The 20481-nt window shown below is 41.4% G+C and carries 13 protein-coding genes; 9 read left to right on the top strand and 4 right to left on the bottom strand.

Translation table 11 applies throughout. The features are described from left to right. Window positions 1-4: 4 nt before the first annotated feature. The 3 genes from CYLST_RS30675 (at window position 5) to CYLST_RS30665 (ending at window position 6757) form a co-directional block, all read left to right on the top strand. Window positions 5-3337: an ATP-binding protein gene (locus CYLST_RS30675; protein WP_015328425.1), complete on the top strand. Its 3333-nt coding sequence runs from the start codon at window positions 5-7 to the stop codon at window positions 3335-3337. Between the two features lies 1 nt (window position 3338). Further along, the gene (locus tag CYLST_RS30670; RefSeq protein ID WP_015328424.1) at window positions 3339-3767 is read left to right on the top strand and encodes a DUF7680 family protein; all 429 of its coding nucleotides are present in this window, start codon (window positions 3339-3341) and stop codon (window positions 3765-3767) included. 116 nt (window positions 3768-3883) lie between these two features. Further along, window positions 3884-6757 carry a DUF1156 domain-containing protein gene (locus CYLST_RS30665; RefSeq protein ID WP_015328423.1) on the top strand — a complete coding sequence of 958 codons (2874 nt, stop codon included), beginning with the start codon at window positions 3884-3886 and terminating at the stop codon, window positions 6755-6757. A gap of 34 nt (window positions 6758-6791) precedes the next feature. Here the strand turns inward: CYLST_RS30665 and CYLST_RS30660 are convergent, their stop codons facing one another. Next, window positions 6792-7157: a clan AA aspartic protease gene (locus tag CYLST_RS30660; RefSeq protein WP_015328422.1), complete on the bottom strand. Its 366-nt coding sequence runs from the start codon at window positions 7155-7157 to the stop codon at window positions 6792-6794. Next, entirely contained in the window at window positions 7154-7426 is a 273-nt protein-coding gene (locus CYLST_RS30655) for a hypothetical protein (protein WP_015328421.1), read from the bottom strand. The genes CYLST_RS30660 and CYLST_RS30655 overlap by 4 nt, the downstream gene beginning before the upstream one ends. Window positions 7427-7544: 118 nt before the next feature. Between CYLST_RS30655 and CYLST_RS30650 the strand changes: the two genes are divergently transcribed. From CYLST_RS30650 to CYLST_RS30630, 5 genes are all read left to right on the top strand, one after another. Continuing rightward, window positions 7545-8207: a Uma2 family endonuclease gene (locus CYLST_RS30650; protein ID WP_041234105.1), complete on the top strand. Its 663-nt coding sequence runs from the start codon at window positions 7545-7547 to the stop codon at window positions 8205-8207. A gap of 57 nt (window positions 8208-8264) precedes the next feature. Further along, entirely contained in the window at window positions 8265-8588 is a 324-nt protein-coding gene (locus CYLST_RS30645) for a hypothetical protein (RefSeq protein ID WP_015328419.1), read from the top strand. Between the two features lie 403 nt (window positions 8589-8991). After that, on the top strand, window positions 8992-12420 hold the full coding sequence (locus CYLST_RS30640) for a helicase-related protein (protein WP_015328418.1): 3429 nt from the start codon (window positions 8992-8994) through the stop codon (window positions 12418-12420). A gap of 183 nt (window positions 12421-12603) precedes the next feature. Beyond that, window positions 12604-16047, top strand: a complete 3444-nt coding sequence (locus CYLST_RS30635; protein WP_015328417.1) for an anaerobic dehydrogenase, typically selenocysteine-containing — start codon at window positions 12604-12606, stop codon at window positions 16045-16047. 360 nt (window positions 16048-16407) lie between these two features. Continuing rightward, window positions 16408-16965 (top strand): hypothetical protein, encoded by a 558-nt coding sequence (locus CYLST_RS30630; protein ID WP_015328416.1) that lies wholly within the window; start codon window positions 16408-16410, stop codon window positions 16963-16965. A 230-nt stretch (window positions 16966-17195) separates the two neighbouring features. Here the strand turns inward: CYLST_RS30630 and CYLST_RS30625 are convergent, their stop codons facing one another. After that, window positions 17196-17579, bottom strand: coding sequence for a hypothetical protein (locus CYLST_RS30625; RefSeq protein WP_015328415.1), 384 nt, complete (start codon window positions 17577-17579; stop codon window positions 17196-17198). After that, a complete protein-coding gene (locus CYLST_RS30620; RefSeq protein ID WP_015328414.1) occupies window positions 17576-18118 on the bottom strand; it encodes a hypothetical protein in 543 nt (180 codons plus the stop codon). Before CYLST_RS30620 ends, CYLST_RS30625 begins: the two co-directional genes overlap by 4 nt. A 258-nt stretch (window positions 18119-18376) precedes the next feature. Here CYLST_RS30620 and CYLST_RS30615 point away from each other — a divergent pair, with 258 nt between their 5' ends. Continuing rightward, a complete protein-coding gene (locus CYLST_RS30615; RefSeq protein ID WP_015328413.1) occupies window positions 18377-20470 on the top strand; it encodes a hypothetical protein in 2094 nt (697 codons plus the stop codon). Window positions 20471-20481: the final 11 nt, after the last annotated feature.

The following is a 20481-nucleotide window of genomic DNA, read 5'->3' as shown; positions in this document are numbered from 1 at the left end:
TTCTATGCTTCCCTCAGTATTTAAAACTTGCATCCCTAGAGACGAAATTTTAGCAGGAGAACTCTCTCCTGAATTATTCGCGGCCAAGTTGCGACTGGTTGTTGAAGGGAAAGCGCCCCAAGTCTACCAAGATCCCACAGCCTTTTTCGCCAACACCTTTGCTACTGATGGTTTGAAAACTTTAATCTCTGAAGTGTTCGGGCGGTTGGTAGGGGAAGCTGTAGGTTCCCCCATTATCCGACTGGAAACCAGCTTTGGTGGTGGTAAAACTCACGATGAAATTGCTCTGTGGCATATTGCTAAACATGGACGAGAGATTCCTGGACTACATCGTTTTACTGACAACATTAATTTAATACCAGACCGACCGATTCAAGCAGCTGCGATCGCTTGCCAAGACCTTGACCCAGTTAATGGTGTTTTGCATACCGATACTGGCATTACCACTTACACCCTTTGGGGAGAAATTGCCTATCAAATCGGCGGTGTGGCAGGTTACAGCTTGCTTAAAGGTTCTGATGAACAGCGAGTTAGTCCAGGTACTGTAGTTTTAGAAAGGATCACCCAGGGGCAGCCCACAGTCATTATCCTCGATGAAATTGCTACATATTTGAGAAAAGCCAAAGCTGTTATAGTTGGGAATAGCGACTTAGCCGGACAGGTAGTTGCTTTTTTATTCGCCCTCATGGACTTGGCAGCATCTTGTAATAACTTAGTCTTTGTTTACACCCTCGCTTCTTCCAGTGACAGTTTCGGGGAAGAAACCACCGAAATTCGGGAAACCATTTCTGCCACAGCTAGGCAAGAACGCATTCTTAAACCCAGCACGGATATTGAAATTTACAACATAGTTAAACAGAGGATGTTCAGCAGTATTGAAGGTAATGCTGCCACCAACGCTGCCAGAGAATACTTACAAAGTTATAAAGCTAGTCGGATTAATTTACCAGATGGTTGCAAAGATGCACGCTACATGGAAAGCATCGAGCAAAGTTACCCCTTCCACCCCGAATTATTTAACCTGCTAACTAAAAAAATCGCCTCCATTCCCAACTTCCAACGCACCAGAGGCGCTTTGCGGTTATTTGCCAGAGTCATACGTTATCTGTGGCAAAATGCTGACGGTTCACGGTTAACTGCTGACGGACAAAATACAGTTACCAGTCAACAGTCACCAGTTACCAGTCAACAGTCACCAGTCAACAGTCAACATTCAACAAATTGGATACCGTTAATTCATCCCCACCACATCCCTGTTGGTGTTGAGGAAGAAATCACCAGCGATTTAACTGCCCGTTTAGAACGTCCCTTGATGCGGATTACTATCCAAGCAGATGTTTATAATAAAGATGGTAGAGAGGCACACGCTCAGTTACAAGATGCAGAATGGAAAGCTGCTGGTAAACCTCCCTTTTCTACCTGGGTAGCCCGGACTATTCTATTACATTCCATCACTCAAGGTATATCTGCGGGTATTCGTCGCGCCGAATTAAATTTATCTTTGTTGACACCGGGGTTAGAAATTGGCTTTGTTGATACTGCCTTAGAAAGACTGAGTGAAGTTGCTTGGTACTTGGAAAATGATCCGATTACAACTCTGGCTCGTTTTAAAGAAGAACCATCAATCAATAAAATTATTGCCGAAGAAAAAGCCCAAGTGGGAATTACCGAGGCGAAAGACGATTTGCGCGGTCGCCGCGATGCCATTTTTGCTAATAGACTACTCACGTTAGTTTCTGCACCAGAATCACCAGCGGATGTGGATGACGTTTCTGATAGCATCGCCCTGTGTTTAATTGACTTTAATGAGGCGACTATTTCTGTAACTACCGAAGGGCCACCGCCAATGGTGGAGAAAATTTTTAATGAAACAGGTGAGTCGGGTAAGTTTCGGACATTTAGGAATCGCTTATTATTTTTAGTTGCAAATAAGCAAGAATTAGACCGAGCGATTAACAACGCCAGGGAGTTTCGCGCCATTCTGAATATTCTCAATTCTCCCAATCGCTTGCAAGATTTATCAGAAAATCAGCAAAAACAACTCAAAGATAAAAAAGGTTCTCTTGATTTAGGGGTAAGGGTATCTTTAACTAATGCCTACCGCCACTTATTTTACCCAGCTAATGACCCTGTAAAAGCTCCCAAGGGGTTGATGCACTACACTCTTCCCGCCCAAGATTCTAGCGATGTGAAGGGTAAAAGTAATCAACAGGATGTGATTTTAAAAGCACTGAAAGATTGTCAAAAAATTCGTGCTGATGATGCACCATTTTATGCACCTGCTTATATTTTGCAGAAGGTTTGGCTGTCTGGGTTAACTTATTGGACAACTAAAGCATTGAAGGAAGCTTTCGCCAAAGACTTGAGTTTAAATATACTCCTTGATGCTGAATTATCCAAGCTGCGAGATACCATCCGCCAGGGGTTACAGACTGGTAGTTGGGATATGAAGGTGGGTGAGAAGTTATTTATTAAAACTGATGAAGGTAAATTTACCCTACCCGACTCTATCGAATTTTCTGAGCGGATGGTACTTTATCGCCGGGGAATTCTGGAATTACCGAAACCGCGAGAAATTGAACTTAACGCCCAGGTGATGTCCAGTAATGATGATCTTAAACCTGTGCGGGTGCGGTGGAAGGCTTCGGGGGCTTTGACGATTACGCTTTATCAGGATGGGAATTTGGTTGTTGGGGAGTTTCGCCCTAGTGATGAGTATGAGATGGCGATCGCTAAAACCACTTCTTTCAAAATTGTAGCTGACTACGGCAACGGCGAAGTAGAGGAGAGGGAAACCCAAGCAAGCATTTTAACCTACGGTACTGGAACACCCCGCACACCTAACGGTAGTGAAAAAATCGGCGATGACTGGGATGATTTATCGCTGTTTAAAGCTAAACCGGAAGAATTTGACTGGGAGGGAACACTCAATAGTGTATTTACTCAATTAGAAGACTGTATCAAAGATAATCAAGTTCAGGGTATCAAGTCTTTGGAAATCTCTGTCGGACAGGTGATGGACTACCGCAGATTGATGACAGCTTTCCCTATGTTAATAAAGCTACCCTTGCTAATCGACCAAACGGCAACTATTACTGTTGGTGAACAATTTATCCGCTTAGAGTATCAAGGGCCAGTTAAAGGATTTCAGAGTTTTCAGGGGGCTGTTAACACTTTGCTAAGTAGCCCGGATATAAAAGCTGACGTTTCCCTAAAGCTCGTATTTGAATTTTCATCTCCAGTCGAACCAAACGGCGCAGAAATCAGTAATATCAAAGGGGCCCTAAATCGTAATCCGGTTGATAGGCTGAATTTGACGGCTAAAGTAACTTACTGAGATGCAAGAGTTTCAATTGCGAGTAGTCCCCACGGATAACAATAACTTTGCCCTGGAGTTGTATCAATGTGCTTATAAAAAAGCCGGGGAAAAAAAGCGTCCCTCTGCTAAACGCATTGGGCGTTTAAAGGGCAATGCTTTAATTCAGGTGAAACAGGCAATTTATGATTCTTTGAAGGCGAATAATTATGACCCCAAAACCCTAAGTCACAATCGCCAAACTCCTTATATTTTGAATGAGGAATCTGGGATAAATCTGGCATTATTGTTTCAGACTTTGCAACCGCTTTCTAAAATAGAACGCATTGCGAATATTGCCCAAGGGATTAGAGCCATGAGTTATGAAGAGTCGCACTACTGGTTTGCTAAGATTAGTAATGGTAAACGTAATCAGGCTTTGAAAGCGATTAGAGTCCTTTTGGGGGATTGATTTTCTCGCTGATTATAGTCTACCTGTGCGGACTTAATTTATGTGGCTGCGAATTATATTTGTCTATGATTTTTGCTACTATAGTAGCTTCTGATATTTACGTATTAATTTGAATTATGCCTAAACGCCCCGATGTTTTTATTGAAAAAATGATGCCTGTACAGGTATTAAACGAGCAAGTTAATTTTGAACATGGGGGAAATCCATTTAAAGGATTACATCGCTGGTATTCGCGTAAGCCATTATCTTTTAGTCGCGCTAGTGTGTTGGCTTCGATATTACCAGCAGATATCACAATGCAAGAGTTTGAATATTTGCTGGGGTTAGTACCGGGGAAGGAGGTAAAGCTATATAAAACGCCGCCTAATTCTGTGCAAATTAAGAAAGTGCAGGATTATTGTGAGAAGGTTTGGGGAACTCGCACACCCACAATTTTAGATGCGTTTGCAGGTGGTGGGAGTATTCCGTTTGAGGCGGCGAGATATGGGTTAAATGTGCTGGCTTCTGATTTAAATCCTGTGGCGGTGGTGACGATGAAGGCGGCGATGGAATATCCGCTAAAGTTTGGCCCAGATTTGCAGCAGGATATTGATAAATGGGTGAAGTGGGTAGGAGATGAAGCGGAGAAAAGATTAGCTGAGTTTTTCCCTTCTTTACCTGGAGAAACAACTCAATATTACTTTTGGGCGCATACGGTTGTTTGTCCTAATTGTGAGTCTGTTGTTCCTCTAAGTCCTAATTGGTGGTTAAGTCGGACTAGCAATTATGCAGGAAAAGGACAAGCGAGAAAAATTACAACTGACTGGTATGCTGTAAAGCCAATTCCTAATCCTGAAAACAAGCGAGTTAATTTTGAATTAATTAGTGGAAGAAAGGGTAAAGGGATAACTATTGAAACGACTAATGGAGAATATGACCCAGATACAACAATTACTATTAGTAGAGGTGTAGGTAAATGTCCTAATTGTAATAGTGTAATTCAAGATGAGGCTATAAAAACCTATGCTCAATCCAAAGGATTAGGACATCAATTATATGCAGTAGCTTATCGTAAAGGTAGCGGAGCATTAGAATTTCGGACACCTCAAGAAATAGATTACGAAGGTATAAAAAAGGCAGAGTTGTTTTTAAGTGAGAAAAAACAGGAATGGGAATTGGCTGGTTTTATACCTATTCAAGAAATTCCTGAAAATACTCATAGAGGGCCAGATATGTACCTATACGGTATTTATAAATGGTATGAAATGTTTAATGCTCGTCAACTTATAACACTTGCAACCTATACAAAAATTATTGATGATGCAAAATCCTTAATTCAACATGAATACGAGGTTAGTAAAGTAGAATCAATTTTGACTTATTTAAGTATTTTAATTAGTAACTGTGTAGATAAAAACTGTAGATTAGCACATTTAAATGCGTCTAAATGTGCTATTGAATCAGCCCTTGGACAACATTCGCTTAACCTATTTTGGAATTATCCCGAAACTAATGTTATTACTAAATTGTGGCAATATCAATGTGAATCATTGATATCTGATTATTCTGGAATTTGTAATTTATTTAGCAATGATTATTTCAATGCAAGTATTCCAAATTTTGAACAAAAAGCTCATAAATATATTCAAATAAAAGCAACATCAGCCGATAGCCTAACTCATGTTCTTGATAAATCTGTAGACGCTATAGTTACAGACCCACCATACTATGATTCTATTCGTTATGGTGAAATCTCTGACTTTTTTTATGTATGGCTTAGAGCAAATTTATTAAGTGTCTTCCCTGACTTATTCTTTAACGAACTTACTGACAAAGATAGAGAAGCAATTGCAAATCCAGGGCGCTTCCGCAACATGGGAGTATCTCCAGAAATTCTCGCCAACCAAGACTATGAAGCAAAAATGGCGATGGCTTTCGCTGAATACCATCGCGTATTACGTGACGACGGCGTAATGACAGTACAATTCAACCACAAAGACTCCGGCGCGTGGGATGTCTTAGCAAAATCCCTCATTGATGCTGGTTTCGAGATTACCGCATCTTGGGCAGTCAGTACTGAAAATCCCCAAAACTTGCACCAAGCGCAGAAAAACGCAGTATCCAGCACAGTACTTTTAGTATGCCGCAAACGTGACCCCAACGCCGAACAAGCTTGGTGGGATGACGTGCGAATTGACGTGCGAAATATCGTCTTTGAAAAAGCACCAGAACTCGAAAAATGCTTAACTGAAGATTCTCGTCCTGCTGCTGATAGAGTAGCAAATCCGCAACGCCGCATTAAACCCCCTGGGATAAACTTGTGCTTAAGTGCTTTCGGTTCAGCTTTGAGTGTGTTTACTAAATATAGTTCCATCCTCGACAGCGCCGGGAACCCAGTTGAACCCAAAGCAGCATTTGAAGAAGTACGTCAAGCAGTAGTCGAATACCGACTACAAAAGCTATTAGAAGGTAAAGACTTCAACGGTATCGACCCCTTAACCCAATGGTACATCCTGGCATGGGATACCTTTGAAGCGCGAGAATTTCCCTTCGATGAAGCTAGACAACTGGCTTTAGCAGTGGGTGGTTTTGATGTTTCCGATTTAGTCAAAAAACACAAACTACTCGATTCTGGAAGCGGTTACTGTAAATTACTCACTCCAGAACAACGCCTGAAAAAACGCGCCTTCTCCGTCACCGATACTGAATTTTCTGCCAGATATTTAGTTGATGGACTCCACGCTATTATCGCCCTTTACCAAGAAGAAGAAAATACAGAACCTGTTCGCAGATTTATGAAAAATACAGGCTTAGTCAGCAACGATTTATTTATGCGGACATTTGAAGTAGCGTTGAAAGTAATTCCGCGCATTGGTGATGAAAAGAAACGCATCCCCGAAGAAAAAGCGTTGTTAGATTTGTGGTTAGCTATGGATGAAATTAAAGCCAAAGTGTCTTATGTGCAACCTGAGATACCATTTAATGAAGGTGGACAATTGAATTTATTCTGATAATTCCGAACCCACCAAAACAACAACTAATCGATTAGAGTTTTTCTAAGGAAACTAAACCATTATCTTGAAAATCTATTTCTAGATGATATCCTGCCATGAGAGAAGTTCCTAGTAAAGGTTTATAACCAGCAGCTAAAACTGGAACTAATCTTTCTATGCCGTCCCATACAATTGTTGCCAAATGGATAGATAATAAAGCTTGACTACCGTCGGCTAACCTTGCTTCGGTACTAGAATACAAGGGAAGATTCATCGCACTGACTGCCTGCGGTGGTAAAGTAAGATGGTCATTAAATGCAGTATCAATGACAAAATCCAAATTAAAATCTGGCTGCGAAGGTAAACGAAAAACCACTGGAATTATTGCCCTACCATCCATTACTTTTCCATAAATCATTCAGCAGTACGCTCCATTGCACCACCAAAACTTACAGCAACATCATAACCAATCCGTATAGTGAACAATCTAGCATTAGGGTTTTTCTGTTTTAACTTTAACGCTGTCTCTACACCAGTTGGATCAATCCCATATTCACCCGTTTCTGCATCAATCACAATCATCTTACCGATATTTTCACCAGACTCGACATTTTGACGAATACCGTTTTCGTAAAACTGTTTAGCTCTTAGGGCTACTTCTTCTACAGTCCAGAAAATTGATTGCATCACAACTAGACCAAATGATTGCTTCTTCAATCATTGTAGTGTTCAGTAGTATTTATTTGATAAAATTTGATGTAGGCGTTAGCCTGTAGTGACAGTATTCTGTCTTCGCTTAAAAGTTATGTATAACTATAATCCGTTAGAATGCCTACCTTCATCGGCAGAATTACCCGATTCAGATGATACTCCTGTGGATAACGAACTGCAAATATTAATTCCCAACTTATTGTTAGCCATCTTAGCTGCAATCTGGCAAAACCGCGATGACTGGTTTTTTGGCATTAACATGGGAGTTTATTATACACCCAATAAAGGAGCCATAGTTCCTGATGGTTTCTTGAGTTTGGGTGTAGAACGGTTTGTTGGTGAAAATGGACGTTCTAGTTACGTTTTGTGGGAAGAAGAAGACATTCCACCAATTTTAGCTTTAGAAGTTGTTTCACAAACTTACAATGGCGAATATGAACAGAAAAAAATCGATTATGCAGAATTAGGCATTTTGTATTATGCGATTTATGCACCAACGCGGCTACGTCGTAAGCGTCAACGTTTAGAAGTTTATCGTTTAGTCGAAGGTAAATACATTTTACAACCAGGTGATAAAATTTGGATGCCAGAAATTAGTTTAGGTATTGGACGGGAACAGGGTACTTATCAAGGAAGGACGCGGGAATGGTTATATTGGTATGACGAGCATGGTGACAGATACTCAACACCAGAAGAACAATTGCAAAATCTGTTAGCTAGATTACAACAGCAAGGGATTGACCCTAACACACTTTAAATGATTGACTGATAACTGATGACTAAATAGCAGAGCTACTACAAAAATTAAAAGCTGATGACAGCAAACAATATTAGGCAGCAAATTGTAGAACATCTTGAAATTTTACCTGGAGAACAGGTGAAAACTCTCTTTTTAACATGGCTGACTGGTACATCCGGAGACTTAGAAGATTTTGAGCAATTACTGACAAATCAACTTACTCAAACAACAGAAGAATTATTTGACGTAGGCGAAATAGACGCGGCATTAAATTTTCAACCTCTGACTGAAGCCCAAATGGTTCAGCAGAGCCAAGCGGCGCTCAAAGCATACCGTCGAAAAGGTTCAGGAGTAGCGCACGAATGTGTGCGCGAATGGGCAGACAGTTTAGTACGTTAAGTAGGTTGGTAAAAATAAGTTAAATTAAGTTAACTAATGTAAAAACATTGAAATTAGCTCTTAGAGGTTGTTTGAAAAGTATCCAAATTGATCGAGATCCCCCCTAGCCCCCCTTAAAAAAGGGGGTAAAAGTTCTTAAAGTCCCCCTTGTCCAGGGGAGCCAGCGCGCAGAACTCTCTTGTCTCCCCCATGAGCGACTGGCGTGGATTTATGGGGATCTGCCGATGCTTAATGCATCACCATAAACTTTTCAAACATCCTCTTAGTGAGGGCTTTAGCCCTCACTACAAACCTTTAATTATTTACGTCTGTAGCTCGTTTTTGTGACGATATTCTTGTTACTAACAAATATCAAATATTTTATCAATATTCCCAACTTAAAATTAGATAACTGGTTAGAAATTTGAAAAATCTGCGTGAATATCCTTGGAAAATTAGCTACACCAGCAACACCCATAATACTATCACTGATTTCTACATTCCTGCTTTAGAGTGTGCCATTCAATATGACCGCAAAGCAGGTTTTTTTAGCAGTGCTATCTTGAGTAAAGTTGCACGGGGTTTAGGTGCAATGCTGTACAACGAAGGGCGAATACGGTTAATCATGGGCTGTCAGTTTAGCCCACAGGATTTACAAGCAATTCAACAAGGATACGAATTGCGAGACGCATTACTATCTCGGTTAGACGCAGACTTAAAACCACCAGAAAGTTTTGCCCAACTCAAACACTTAGAAATTCTCAGTTGGTTGATTCAAAACCAGTATCTCGATATTAAAATTGCTATTCCTATAAAAGAAAATGGGCAACCAGAAGATAGTACACAGCAACTAGATCCACGGCATATATTTCATGAAAAAGTTGGCATTTTTACTGATAGCAAGGGCGATAAATTAGCATTTAACGGTTCCAATAACGAATCCATCGGTGGCTGGGAGAGGAATGTAGAATCCTTTCACGTTTATTGTTCTTGGGAGGGAGGAAGGGAATTAGATAGAGTTGAAGAAGAAGTAGCTAGGTTTGAGCAACTTTGGTATGATATATCGCCTAATGTGCGAGTCTTTGAAGTTCCAGAAGCAGTGCAGAAAAAGCTGTTACGTTATGCCCCCACCACTAAACCCGATTGGAACTCTCAAGTAGAATTTGATACTCGACCAATTAATAATGTTGACAGGGAAGAGTTAACAGTTAATAGTGAGCAAAATTGGTCAACTTTTAACAGTTCACAGGTAACTGAAATAAACAGTGAACCGTCATCAGTCAACCATCAACGGTCAACTGTCATCAGTGAACAAGAACGGTTAGCATTTACTCAACTTGCCAATATTCATGAACATCCCGGCTGCTTGGACTTTTGTCTAAAATCAATTCCCATTCACCCCTGGCCGCACCAAATTAAAATACTGCGCCGCGTTGCTCAAAATTTTCCCCAAAGTTTTCTCATTGCTGACGAAGTTGGTTTAGGTAAGACAATTGAAACTGGTTTAATTTTGCGCTATCTGCTGTTATCCAAAAAAGTGAAGCGGGTACTGATTTTAGCACCTGCTAGCGTTCAACCCCAATGGCAAGAAGAATTACGGGAAAAATTTAATCTACATTTTTGGAGTTATACACAAAATTCGTTCACTGTTGACAGTTCACTGTTGACAGAAAAATACCGTCAACAGTCAACACTTCGGCAAGCTCAGTGCATCGCCGTCAACAGTCAACCGTTAACTAATCCTTGGAATACCCAAGACTTAATCCTGGCTTCTTCCCATTTGGTGCGGAGAACTGAGAGAATGCGCCAGATACTAGAAGCAGAACCTTGGGATTTAGTGGTATTGGATGAAGCACACCACGCAAGGCGTAAAAGTCCTCAAGACCGCAAGGAAACACCTAATCGCTTGTTAGAGTTGATGGAACAGCTAAAGGAGAAAACAAAATCTCTGGTTCTGCTCTCAGCAACTCCGATGCAAATTGATGCCATAGAAATTTTCGACTTATTACACCTGTTGGGACTGCAAGGACATTGGAGTTACGGTGATAACTTCTGTGATTATTTCGCTTCACTACAAGGTGCTGTCAAGCAGGAAGTAATTAATTTTTGGCAAGTTATGTCTACCGACTACTTTCAGCGTGGTGGCCAACCTTGTTCTAGGTTACAGCAGTTTTTGACAAATAGCGATCGCCAACGGCACGGCGGAGCCGAACGCGAACAGCAGGGCGTAGCCCATCGCGAACACCGGGGCGGAGTAGATCGCATTTTGGCTTATAAAATGCAAGATATATGGCAGCGGGGTAAGAAAATCTCTAATCACAAACAATTATTGGCAGATGAAGATTTCATTGCTACTTCGCGCCAATACTTGACTGTGAATACTCCTCTAAAAGACTTGATGTTTCGTCACACCCGCGATACTCTCCGACAATATTACCAGCGGGGGCTTTTAGAGAAGGATATTCCTACTAGAGTTGTGCAAGATAATGCTATTACTTTAGAACCGCAGCGAGAAGTACCACTTTATGTCGCCGTTAGCGACTACGTGCGTCATTTTTACCGATTAGCTCAAAAAGAACAGCGTTCTTGTCTGGGTTTCTTGATGACGCTGTACCGCAAGCGCCTGACGAGTTCATTTTATGCTATCAAATCATCTCTGCAACGCCGGTTGGATTATCTGCTAACTCAGCATGGAAGTGTTTTAAGCGAAGATGATTTAGCAGATGTAGACGATGCCGATGATGCAGTGATTGCTGGGTTGGAAACTTTCTTTGAACCAGTAGACCCCCAGGAGATTCAATACCTGGAAGAATTATTACACCAGTTTGAAAACACCGGAGAAGATACAAAGCTTTCCCGCTTTATTCAGATTTTGCGTCAAGAATTGACTGAACGGGAAACTGCGATCGTTTTTACCCAGTACACCGACACGATGGATTATCTGCGGGATACTTTGAAGGAGTTGTACGGTAGCCAAGTGGCTTGTTACTCCGGTCGCGGTGGGGAATTGTTGACAGTTCACAGTTTACCCTTGATTGAACAATACAGTCCACAGTCAACTGTCAACAGTCAACCAAAGTTGACTGAACAATACAGTCCACAGTCAACCGTCAACAGTCAACCAAATTGGTGTTTAGTTCCCAAAGAAGATATTAAACGGCGCTTCCGTCAAGATGAAATCAAAATTCTCCTCTGTACTGAGTCTGCTTCCGAGGGTTTGAACTTGCAAAATTGCGGTGTGTTGATTAATTACGATATGCCTTGGAATCCCATGCGGGTCGAACAGCGCATTGGGAGAATCGACCGCATTGGACAAAGATATCCTACTGTGCGAATCCACAACTTCTATTATGACGGCACTGTAGAAGCGAAGGTTTATAGAAAATTGCGCGATCGCATAAACGCTTTTGCTACAGTCGTGGGCAATCTCCAACCTATTTTAGCTCAAGTCCCTACCTTTATTGAACAGGCTGTTATGAGTGCAGATCCAGAAGAAGAGGATGTTTTAATGTCTGAATTCGATTCTGTATTAGACAGTCCACCACCTCGTCTAGCAATTGAAGAAATGGTAGCGATGGACTTGGACGCCGACTTAGCAGAAATTCAAAAACCAATTACTTCCAGTCCATTTACGCCAGAAATTATTGAGCAGTTATTCACGTCCTCAGCAATTTTAACGACCAGTGGTGTGCAGTTTGAGAGAAGGAGTGAAGGTACTTGGCAACTGAATTACAAAGGGCAGAATTACATTGTTACTTTTTACCCTAATATTTTTGATGAAATGCCTTCACTACGATTTATGAATTTTGGCGAACCCTTGTTTGAAGAGTTGCTACAAGCAGTTAACCTTTGAAAGCCCTGTCCAGATATCTAACTTTCTCCTCCGTCTGCCAGCAGAGATAATACCGTAAAAATATCGTTGGCTATGAAATCAGTAAATTATCCACTTGGATGATTTTACTGGGTGTAATTCCGTGCCAAGGTGAATATTAGAGTCTCATGCTTGCTAGATAAGCTGTCTAATAGATTATTGGTAATGGATTTAAGCACTAGAGTCATAGAAGGTTCTGGTCTGAGCATACCTATCTTTGATGGGTCTTACAATAACGGCAAGGGGAGATATTTATCAGAGCCAGAAATTATCAAAAATTCTCTGCTCGAACAAATGTTTGAGCCGGAAGATTTACAATTTCTACTACTGGTTAAAATCGAGAGTAAAAATCCAGATGCAGACCATTTAAGACCAAGAACTTTTAAAGATGGCATTCGACGCAAGTTAGTCTTCAGTTCAGGCAATAATTATTATTTTGCTGATAATTCACTGAGTAAAAATATTAGCCGCTTATTCGCTACAGAACCGGATACCGCTTGTCGCTATGGCTCTTTACTAGTTAGCAATTGCTACAAAGGCTCAGAAACATTTACAGGGCTGCGAGTTAAAATTGTGGACTTTGAAGATCCACAGTATGCTGATTACAAAACCGGAGACTGTCACGGCAAGATTTCACCTCAACTTGCCAAACAATTGGGAGGAGAACGCAATTGTCCACTTCAATTTCGGTTTGCGTGGATGAAATCTTGGGCTGAAGCTGATAACTCACAATGTCCGAAAACTAGCTTTTTATCGAAAGGAACTCTTTTACCAGATGCCAAAATAACTGATGCAGAGGGTTACGATATCATTATGGATCGTTCCTCAATCAAAGGCATTAAAAAATCTCAGCTTAAAGACTTGATACCTTGCGGTGACTATGAATTTCCCCAAGCGGTAATTGGTAATCGAGGTAACGCCAAAGCCACCAGCTACGATAATAGTTGGCAGTTTACCATTTGGTATTCAGAAGCAGCAGTCAAACAAGATTTAAGTCAACCCACCGCAGAAAAAGCTAGAGAACTAGCCGAATTGCAGCGCAATCCATTAGCACTGGCAAAATATATTATTCAACAATCTGAAAAACAACAGCGATTGCAGCAAGAGCATTCAGAAGAAGCTGTTGACGAAATTGAGGGTGATGCTAACAATCAAGCACAGGAATCTCGCTGGATTTCCTTATTACGTAGCGATAAATATGGTCAATTGATTGAAACTCCCAAATTCCGCAAGTTTGCTACCGATTACATAGCCAATCAATGGCGTGATTTAGCGATTAAGAGTGGATACAGCCACAGTTCAGGTATGGCCATGCCGTGCGATCGCTTAAATCGTGGCACAATTTGTGTACCCCACCTACCGGAAGGAGATGTAATTCTCACCCGTTACCCTATCGTTAACTCAGACAACATCCGCCTCTACCAAAACATCCACGACCCAGAATTAAACAAAACTCGCAACGTAGTTTGGATTCACCCCAAGGATGCCGAGGAATACCACCAAGCCGATTTTGACGGCGACCAATTGATGGTTAGTCCAGCCAGTAAACTGCCTAACATTGCTAGTGAAACTCTCCGCGCAGGTACACCGGGACGTTTTGAGCCAGTTAAGCAACGTCCTAAGCTGGCATATACGGAAATCACAGATGAAGAAGGAAACTTAAAATACCCTAGATTGTCTCAAATTGCGGCTGCCAGCAGTCAAAATAAAGTAGGGCTGGTAGCGACAAACATCGGGCGTGTGCAGTCCTCAATGCCCAAAGACGGTGAGAATGTGGAGCGGTTTGTCAGACGACAAAGGAAGCTGCTAAACCGTCTATTTCAGGCACTTCAGGTAGAAGTAGATTCACCTAAAAGTGCAGAAAGATTGGAAGATATCAAAGAAATAGGTGGGGAAAATTTACTCGCAGATGCCAAAAAATGGTCAGAGTCTCACCCCAGTTACTTTTTTGACTTTAAAAAAGATGAACGGCTTTATCGCTCCTTTGCCATGCCTGCGGATGCTCCTGGCTCAATTAACGTTATGGCCAGAGAAGTTGTCAATCCCTTGTGGGAACCAACACGCATTCGCAGCAGAGATAGGCATGAGTTTCGCTACCTGTTTCCCAAAGAAACATTATCTGTAGATGCTTTGGAATGGGCAGAAGAACTGAAAACAAGGTTTCAGCAAGCTAGAGACGAAATTAAGGAACGGGTGGGAGATGATAAGGAAGCCTTTAATGAAGAGTTGGGCAAACTTTACGATAGTTATAGAGCAGAAATTGATGAATTATTCACTACTCCAGAGGAGCGCTTGGAAGGTGCGGCGGCGCTGTGGCATACACAACACACCCGTCCAGAATTAGACCGACATCGCAAAGACTGTTTAAAGCTGGCAGAACAGATGGAAATTACGTTTTCGTTTGAGCACGATTATGAATTGCCCAGCGCGGCATTACCACAAGATACTTATGTTTTGAGTGTTCCGTTTGGTGCAGGTGCTATTAAATGGAAAGAGTCTTTAGAACAAAAGGGAATTAAATTTGATGCCACTATTCATCCTCAATTACCTCTGATTGAATTTGCTTTGAAAGACTTATCCCCGAAAGTATCTGAAAAATTAGCGGCTAAATTTGGTGAAAACATTAACGATTTAGATGAACTGAATATCCCCAAGGATTTGAGAATTATCCCTCCATCTGACCATAGTTGGGCAGAATCACGTCAGGATTCGGGTGTGGGTGCATTGGCATATAACTTGTTTACAGAGGAGGTATGTCAGCAGCTTCAGGATTTTCAGTTTGATGAAATTAAAGTATTGGGTATCAAATACAATGATTTTGCTAATGAAAACTTTGCTAGTAAGCAATGGAAAAAGCGCAGCGTTACTCTGGAAGTGGGAGTTTTTGAATTACCTGAATCACACCCAGAGTTTTATCGTTACAACGGTACACCAATATTACAGATTGATGGTAAAAATTTAGGCACTTTTGCGCCTGATAGTCCGAAGCTGCCCGTTGGGACTACATTTGCAGCCGTTTTGCAACCAGATGGTTCTAGTATTGTCCTGAAGGTTAATCCTGAGTCGATACAGTTGCCAGAGGTGACATTACCGGAATTTGAACCAAAGTTAGATACTGCTGGGGAGTTGAGAGCTATTCACCGCGAACACTGGCGTAAGGAAATGTTTGATAATTTAGTAGGTGCGATCGCTATTACCTACGAACAGCGACAAGCTAATCAATCTACCAGTAATGAAATTGAACAGTTTAAAATTGGTAGCCATTGGACTGCTTATGTGCAACCTAGTGGTGATTTTATTGTGCGGAATGAGGGTAAGCGGACGATTTGTCGAGGAAATATCCAGACTGGTGAGGAGATATTTCCGCTTTCAGAAGCAGCCGCAAGTGAGTTAGAGGAGATGATTTTGGAAAGAGAGCGAACTGCTGAAAGCAGCACTTCTCTACGAGACACTACGCGATGGGCTACGCCCCGCCAAAGGCGATCACTATCACTGAGGAGTAAACAGGATCTATCAAATACTGGTGATGGCGCGGTGTTCAGTGCCAAAGGCGAGGGCTACGGTCACTACAGGCATCGCAGTCAGAGTAAGGATGTAGAGTTGAACTGATGGTGCAAATCTGATATCCGCTCAAGAATTCACTTATTAAATTAGTAGTATATAATACTAAATGCCCAAAGAGTAGTACATAATAATTACACAGATTTTTGACTGAACTCCTTGTCTAGCAAAGAACCCAGGATGTAATTAATTCTGTCGGGTTACTTACTGACCACAACTGTTGCAGCAGCAATTGCGGAAAATCTGTAAACCATTGGTTTACAAAATTCGGGAACATCCAGAATTCAATTACTAAGTTAGTAGTATATAATACTTGTAACTGCTGACCACAACTGTTGCAGCAGCAATTGTGGAAAATCTGTAAACCATTGGTTTACAAAATTTGGAAACATCCAGAAGTTCTAGGTAATGAACCAACAAGAATTTGATGACGATAAATCCATCTCTAACTCTAACCAAGAATCGGCAGTAAATGCAATGGATTTACTCTTGGATGACAAATGGTTCAGAAAAAGTATCCAGGGGGAGGAAGAAGTAGGGGGTAATATTGGTGCTGGTTTAGATTGGGGTTCTGGTTTTAGCCAACTCTTGCTTAATCCCGAATTGTTTTATCGCTTAAAAACTTTGCGAATTTCGCTGAATTGGGAAGTGCGTTTGTTGCTCAAAGATTGGAATTTAGGGACTGCGACTTCTACAGCATTTGCTACTGCAAGAGGAAAATTGCTGGAAAGATTAAGGCTACCTACACCTAATATTAGAGAACATATCCAAGCTGTGTTGCAGAGGGATGAATTTTTTGGTGAAGAGTTTATCTCTAATCGGCAGGTGTTACGCAAACTGCTTGGGGTAATGTTGACAGAAAAAGATTGGGAAATAATTGCTTCAGTTGCGGCGGATGCGTTGAAGCAGCAAATTATCCCTCTTTTGTCAGACTCGGAAAACAATAATCAAAGCCAAATTTTGTAACTTTGATTTAATCAAGGTTTGGAGCTTTATTTTCTAATAAAAAATAAAATTTATAGCCCAAAACTGAAAACTAAATCCCCGTAAAACTTTCAGGTATTGCATTATCCAAAACTGACAGAAGAGGGTTATGCAACAGGTTTTAGTTGAGAGAATTTCGGCATAGTAATATTATCTTGACCTAATTGCTGACAATAACAATAAAATTGATGTTTTTTATTTATAGTGGATTTCTAGCTAAGAATCTGAAGTTTAGCTTCATCAAACACCAAACCACGACGGGCAAAATATTTATGAATGTTGATTTGCACAAATAAATCTTTGAGTTCTTCCGCAATTTCAGTCGGCGGATGTCCTGATAAAGCGACTGCAATTAAACGCTCCGCACTATGTATTTCACCACAGTCAATTGCTAAGGTTGCAGCACTACGATACAATATTGAACGGGTTGGTTCTGCTGCAAAATCACTTGCTATTAATTCTGCCGCTAATCGTTCTTTTTCAAATGCTTGTCTGGATAATTGGGAGGCTAAATCTAAGTTACTTCTAAGTTTAGCAACTTGTGCCATTTCGGCTAAATCCATAGCTTGTTGATGTAACTCTTGAATCTGACTCATTTTTTTACTATGAATGCTAAAGGGTTACTGAATTCAACAACCACGATGTAAGCTGGGAGTGTGCCATCTGTGGGGCTGACTTGCTCAAGTTTCTGTTTAATTCTAGCTTTTATTCGGCTGTCGTCGCCTTTACGGATGCCTGAAACTTCCAACCGAACTGCATTTTGAAATGGTAGTTCATTGTTATCACCTTTTTTACCTAACCAGTAATCAAATCCTGTTCCTCTGCGAGAGCGTTCGATAACTGTATAGTCTGTAAGTTCTTGTATAATTAAAAAGGCAATTCCATAAGCTGCCTGTTCTGTAGTATATTCGCTATCGTTCCAACAGCGCCGCATTTGGTCTGTTACGTCTTGCCAATATAGTTGAAAAACAGCGGTAAACTCTCCTTTGACTGTGAGTTCTATACCCTGAATATAACCTTGGTTGTTTAAACAGACAGCACAGGCTTCTGCTAATGTTGCACCAAAGGCTGGAGTGATAGCAGGTAATCCTTGCTCAAGTTTGGTAATTACCAATTCTTTCGAGGTTGAATTCATCAGTTAATGAATATTTTAATCGTAACATTCTAAACTAAAGTGCGATGGCGCAAAGCACCCGCTCTTTGCGCCATCACTTTTGGGGAATTTTGAGGTAGGGCGACCATACAACGATACTGAAAAAATTTACTAGTAGAGAAGCATTAGCGTAGGTAGTTCACTAGCCAACTGGACAATTTATAAATAGCCATTATGTCTATGTCATCTTATAAAAAGCCTTGTTAGCTTAACTACTAAGGCAATCAGCTTTGAGTACCTATGGCTACCAAAACACTGACCAAACCTCAGCGAAAACAAACCTCTCAAACTCGCTCATGGGAAAACCTGACAGATCGCCGCAAACTCCGCCATATTGAAAACACACTGGATAAAGCGATCGCTGAATCACTTCAGGATGATTCTATCCAATCCCACGAAGACTTTAAAGTATGTGTAGAAAATTACAGCCAGGAATCAGGTAAAGCCCCTATCACAGTAGAACTCTGCGTAGGAGGTGGGGATGATGATGAGATTAGGGGCTATCGCTTCTACCTAACCAGTGATCCTGGACACAGAACCAGTGGTAAATACCTGATTAAAAACCTCGAAGGAATCACTAGCAAGGATGAAAACTACTTCACCCCTTCTAACATTGCGGAACTTTGCGGTTTTGCGGAAACAGAACTTGATGATTTGGATGATGAATTAGAAGATAACCTACTCGATTTAGATGAGGAAAACGAAGAAATAGATGAAATTGACGACGAACTAGACGACCTGTTAAATGACAATTCAAACAATCAACTTGACGACCTAGAAGACTTAGATGAAGAAGACGAGCCATCTCAGGGTCGTGTTAGCGTAGCCCAAACTAAAACTCAAGCCAAAACCTCAACTAAAAACCAAAGTAAGTCCCAACCCAATACACAAGCTAAAAATCAAGGTAAAACCCAAACCAAGACACAAACTAAAACTCAGGATAAAGCTAAAACCAATAAAACTGCCGCCAAAAACTCCAAATCCAGAGAACCACTAGATGAAGCTTCGCGTTTAAGTGCCACAGCTGCCACCAATGGACGAGAAGTAAATGGTGTAAATTTGGCAGGATTAACCGGTCAACTGGCAACTTTGGGAATTGTTGTGGGACAGGGAGTTTTGGAACAGCTAGCAGCCGAAGCCGATGCCAAGCGGCTGGAACGAATTTTCAAAGAACTACAAAGGCAGAATGACCGTGTAGATAACATAGCCAGCCGCTTGCAGGAAGCAAAGCCGGACTCCAATGAGTCTCAACAAAGGTCTCAAAAGTCTCAAGATTCTCAAACTACATCTGAGGAGTCAACCGCAGAAAATCCACTGGCTGTAGCTGCAACCAAAATCGGCTCTAAAGTAGACAATCTTGGTGGCAAATTAGACCCCAAATACCAATCTCAACCATTTGAATTAGATAAGAATGCCAGCGTCAGCGAACAGCTTGACCAAATAGAAGCTTACCTGAAAGTTCTCTCCAAGCGACTTGACCGTTTAGAAATGGTAGTTAGCCGATTAGAAAAACAGATGGTAGCACAACAAAATAATTCTACTGTTGCCGAGTCAGAAGCTGCTGAAGAAACTGTTCAACCTAACTCTACTAACCAACCACCAACCGAAGTTGACATTTTAGAACATCTAACGAAACGCCAAGCCCAGCAACAACAAGCTGCTTGTGCTGATGCTTTAGTTGGGTTTGCCAAAGTTGCTGGTGAGTTATTTGACCAGTCTCCCCAAGATGGTATTGCCATTTCCAGTAACAAAACTTTATGGGTAAAAGAACAGGGTAAACAAGCAGGGATGTCTGCGGTGGGCGTAGCGATCGCCCTAGAAAATACCCAAGGTGAAACACTCTTTGCTGGTACTCGTACTCAGGGAGAGTGGGCGATCGCACAAGACAATCTCAGCCCTGATGAAAAGACTGGTATCTGCAAACTGCCACAGTCGAAACAAGAATATGCCCTCAAAGCCAGCGCCCAAGCATTGATTGACAAGTTCCAGGAGCAACTACCTGACAAATTTAACGGCGATAGTGAACCAACATTTCCCTGGACTGAACGGGGCAAAGTTAAATACGAGTTTGAAGTGGTGAAACTGCCAAATGGCACACAGCTACTTCAAGGATTTAACCCCAATCGTAACGATGAACAAGTACTTGATGCCGTTTTAGTACCAGGGCAGCCCCCGGAGATTTTACAGTGCAACATCCCCCTGCGTGAAATAGAAGCGGTACTAGACAATCAGCAATCAACTCGCTCTACCCAAGCCCAGCCCGACAACGATACAGCAAGACAACGCCAAAAGCAAACTAAAACCAAAGCCAGCAAACAAGAAATGCAAGTTTAATTTTACCGAGA

Origin of the sequence: Cylindrospermum stagnale PCC 7417 (assembly GCF_000317535.1) — a bacterium.
Classification (GTDB): domain Bacteria; phylum Cyanobacteriota; class Cyanobacteriia; order Cyanobacteriales; family Nostocaceae; genus Cylindrospermum; species Cylindrospermum stagnale.
The sequence above is the reverse complement of the archived record's forward strand: the minus strand, read 5'-3'. Positions and strand labels throughout refer to the sequence as shown.

Coding starts and splice junctions, on each gene's coding strand:
- CYLST_RS30670 (WP_015328424.1), top strand. CDS start 3,339: ATGCAAGAGTTTCAATTGCGAGTAGTCCCCACGGATAACAATAACTTT.
- CYLST_RS30620 (WP_015328414.1), bottom strand. CDS start 18,118: ATGAATTCAACCTCGAAAGAATTGGTAATTACCAAACTTGAGCAAGGA.
- CYLST_RS30630 (WP_015328416.1), top strand. CDS start 16,408: ATGAACCAACAAGAATTTGATGACGATAAATCCATCTCTAACTCTAAC.
- CYLST_RS30665 (WP_015328423.1), top strand. CDS start 3,884: ATGCCTAAACGCCCCGATGTTTTTATTGAAAAAATGATGCCTGTACAG.
- CYLST_RS30615 (WP_015328413.1), top strand. CDS start 18,377: ATGGCTACCAAAACACTGACCAAACCTCAGCGAAAACAAACCTCTCAA.
- CYLST_RS30675 (WP_015328425.1), top strand. CDS start 5: ATGCTTCCCTCAGTATTTAAAACTTGCATCCCTAGAGACGAAATTTTA.
- CYLST_RS30645 (WP_015328419.1), top strand. CDS start 8,265: ATGACAGCAAACAATATTAGGCAGCAAATTGTAGAACATCTTGAAATT.
- CYLST_RS30660 (WP_015328422.1), bottom strand. CDS start 7,157: ATGATTTATGGAAAAGTAATGGATGGTAGGGCAATAATTCCAGTGGTT.
- CYLST_RS30655 (WP_015328421.1), bottom strand. CDS start 7,426: ATGCAATCAATTTTCTGGACTGTAGAAGAAGTAGCCCTAAGAGCTAAA.
- CYLST_RS30635 (WP_015328417.1), top strand. CDS start 12,604: ATGGATTTAAGCACTAGAGTCATAGAAGGTTCTGGTCTGAGCATACCT.
- CYLST_RS30625 (WP_015328415.1), bottom strand. CDS start 17,579: ATGAGTCAGATTCAAGAGTTACATCAACAAGCTATGGATTTAGCCGAA.
- CYLST_RS30650 (WP_041234105.1), top strand. CDS start 7,545: ATGTATAACTATAATCCGTTAGAATGCCTACCTTCATCGGCAGAATTA.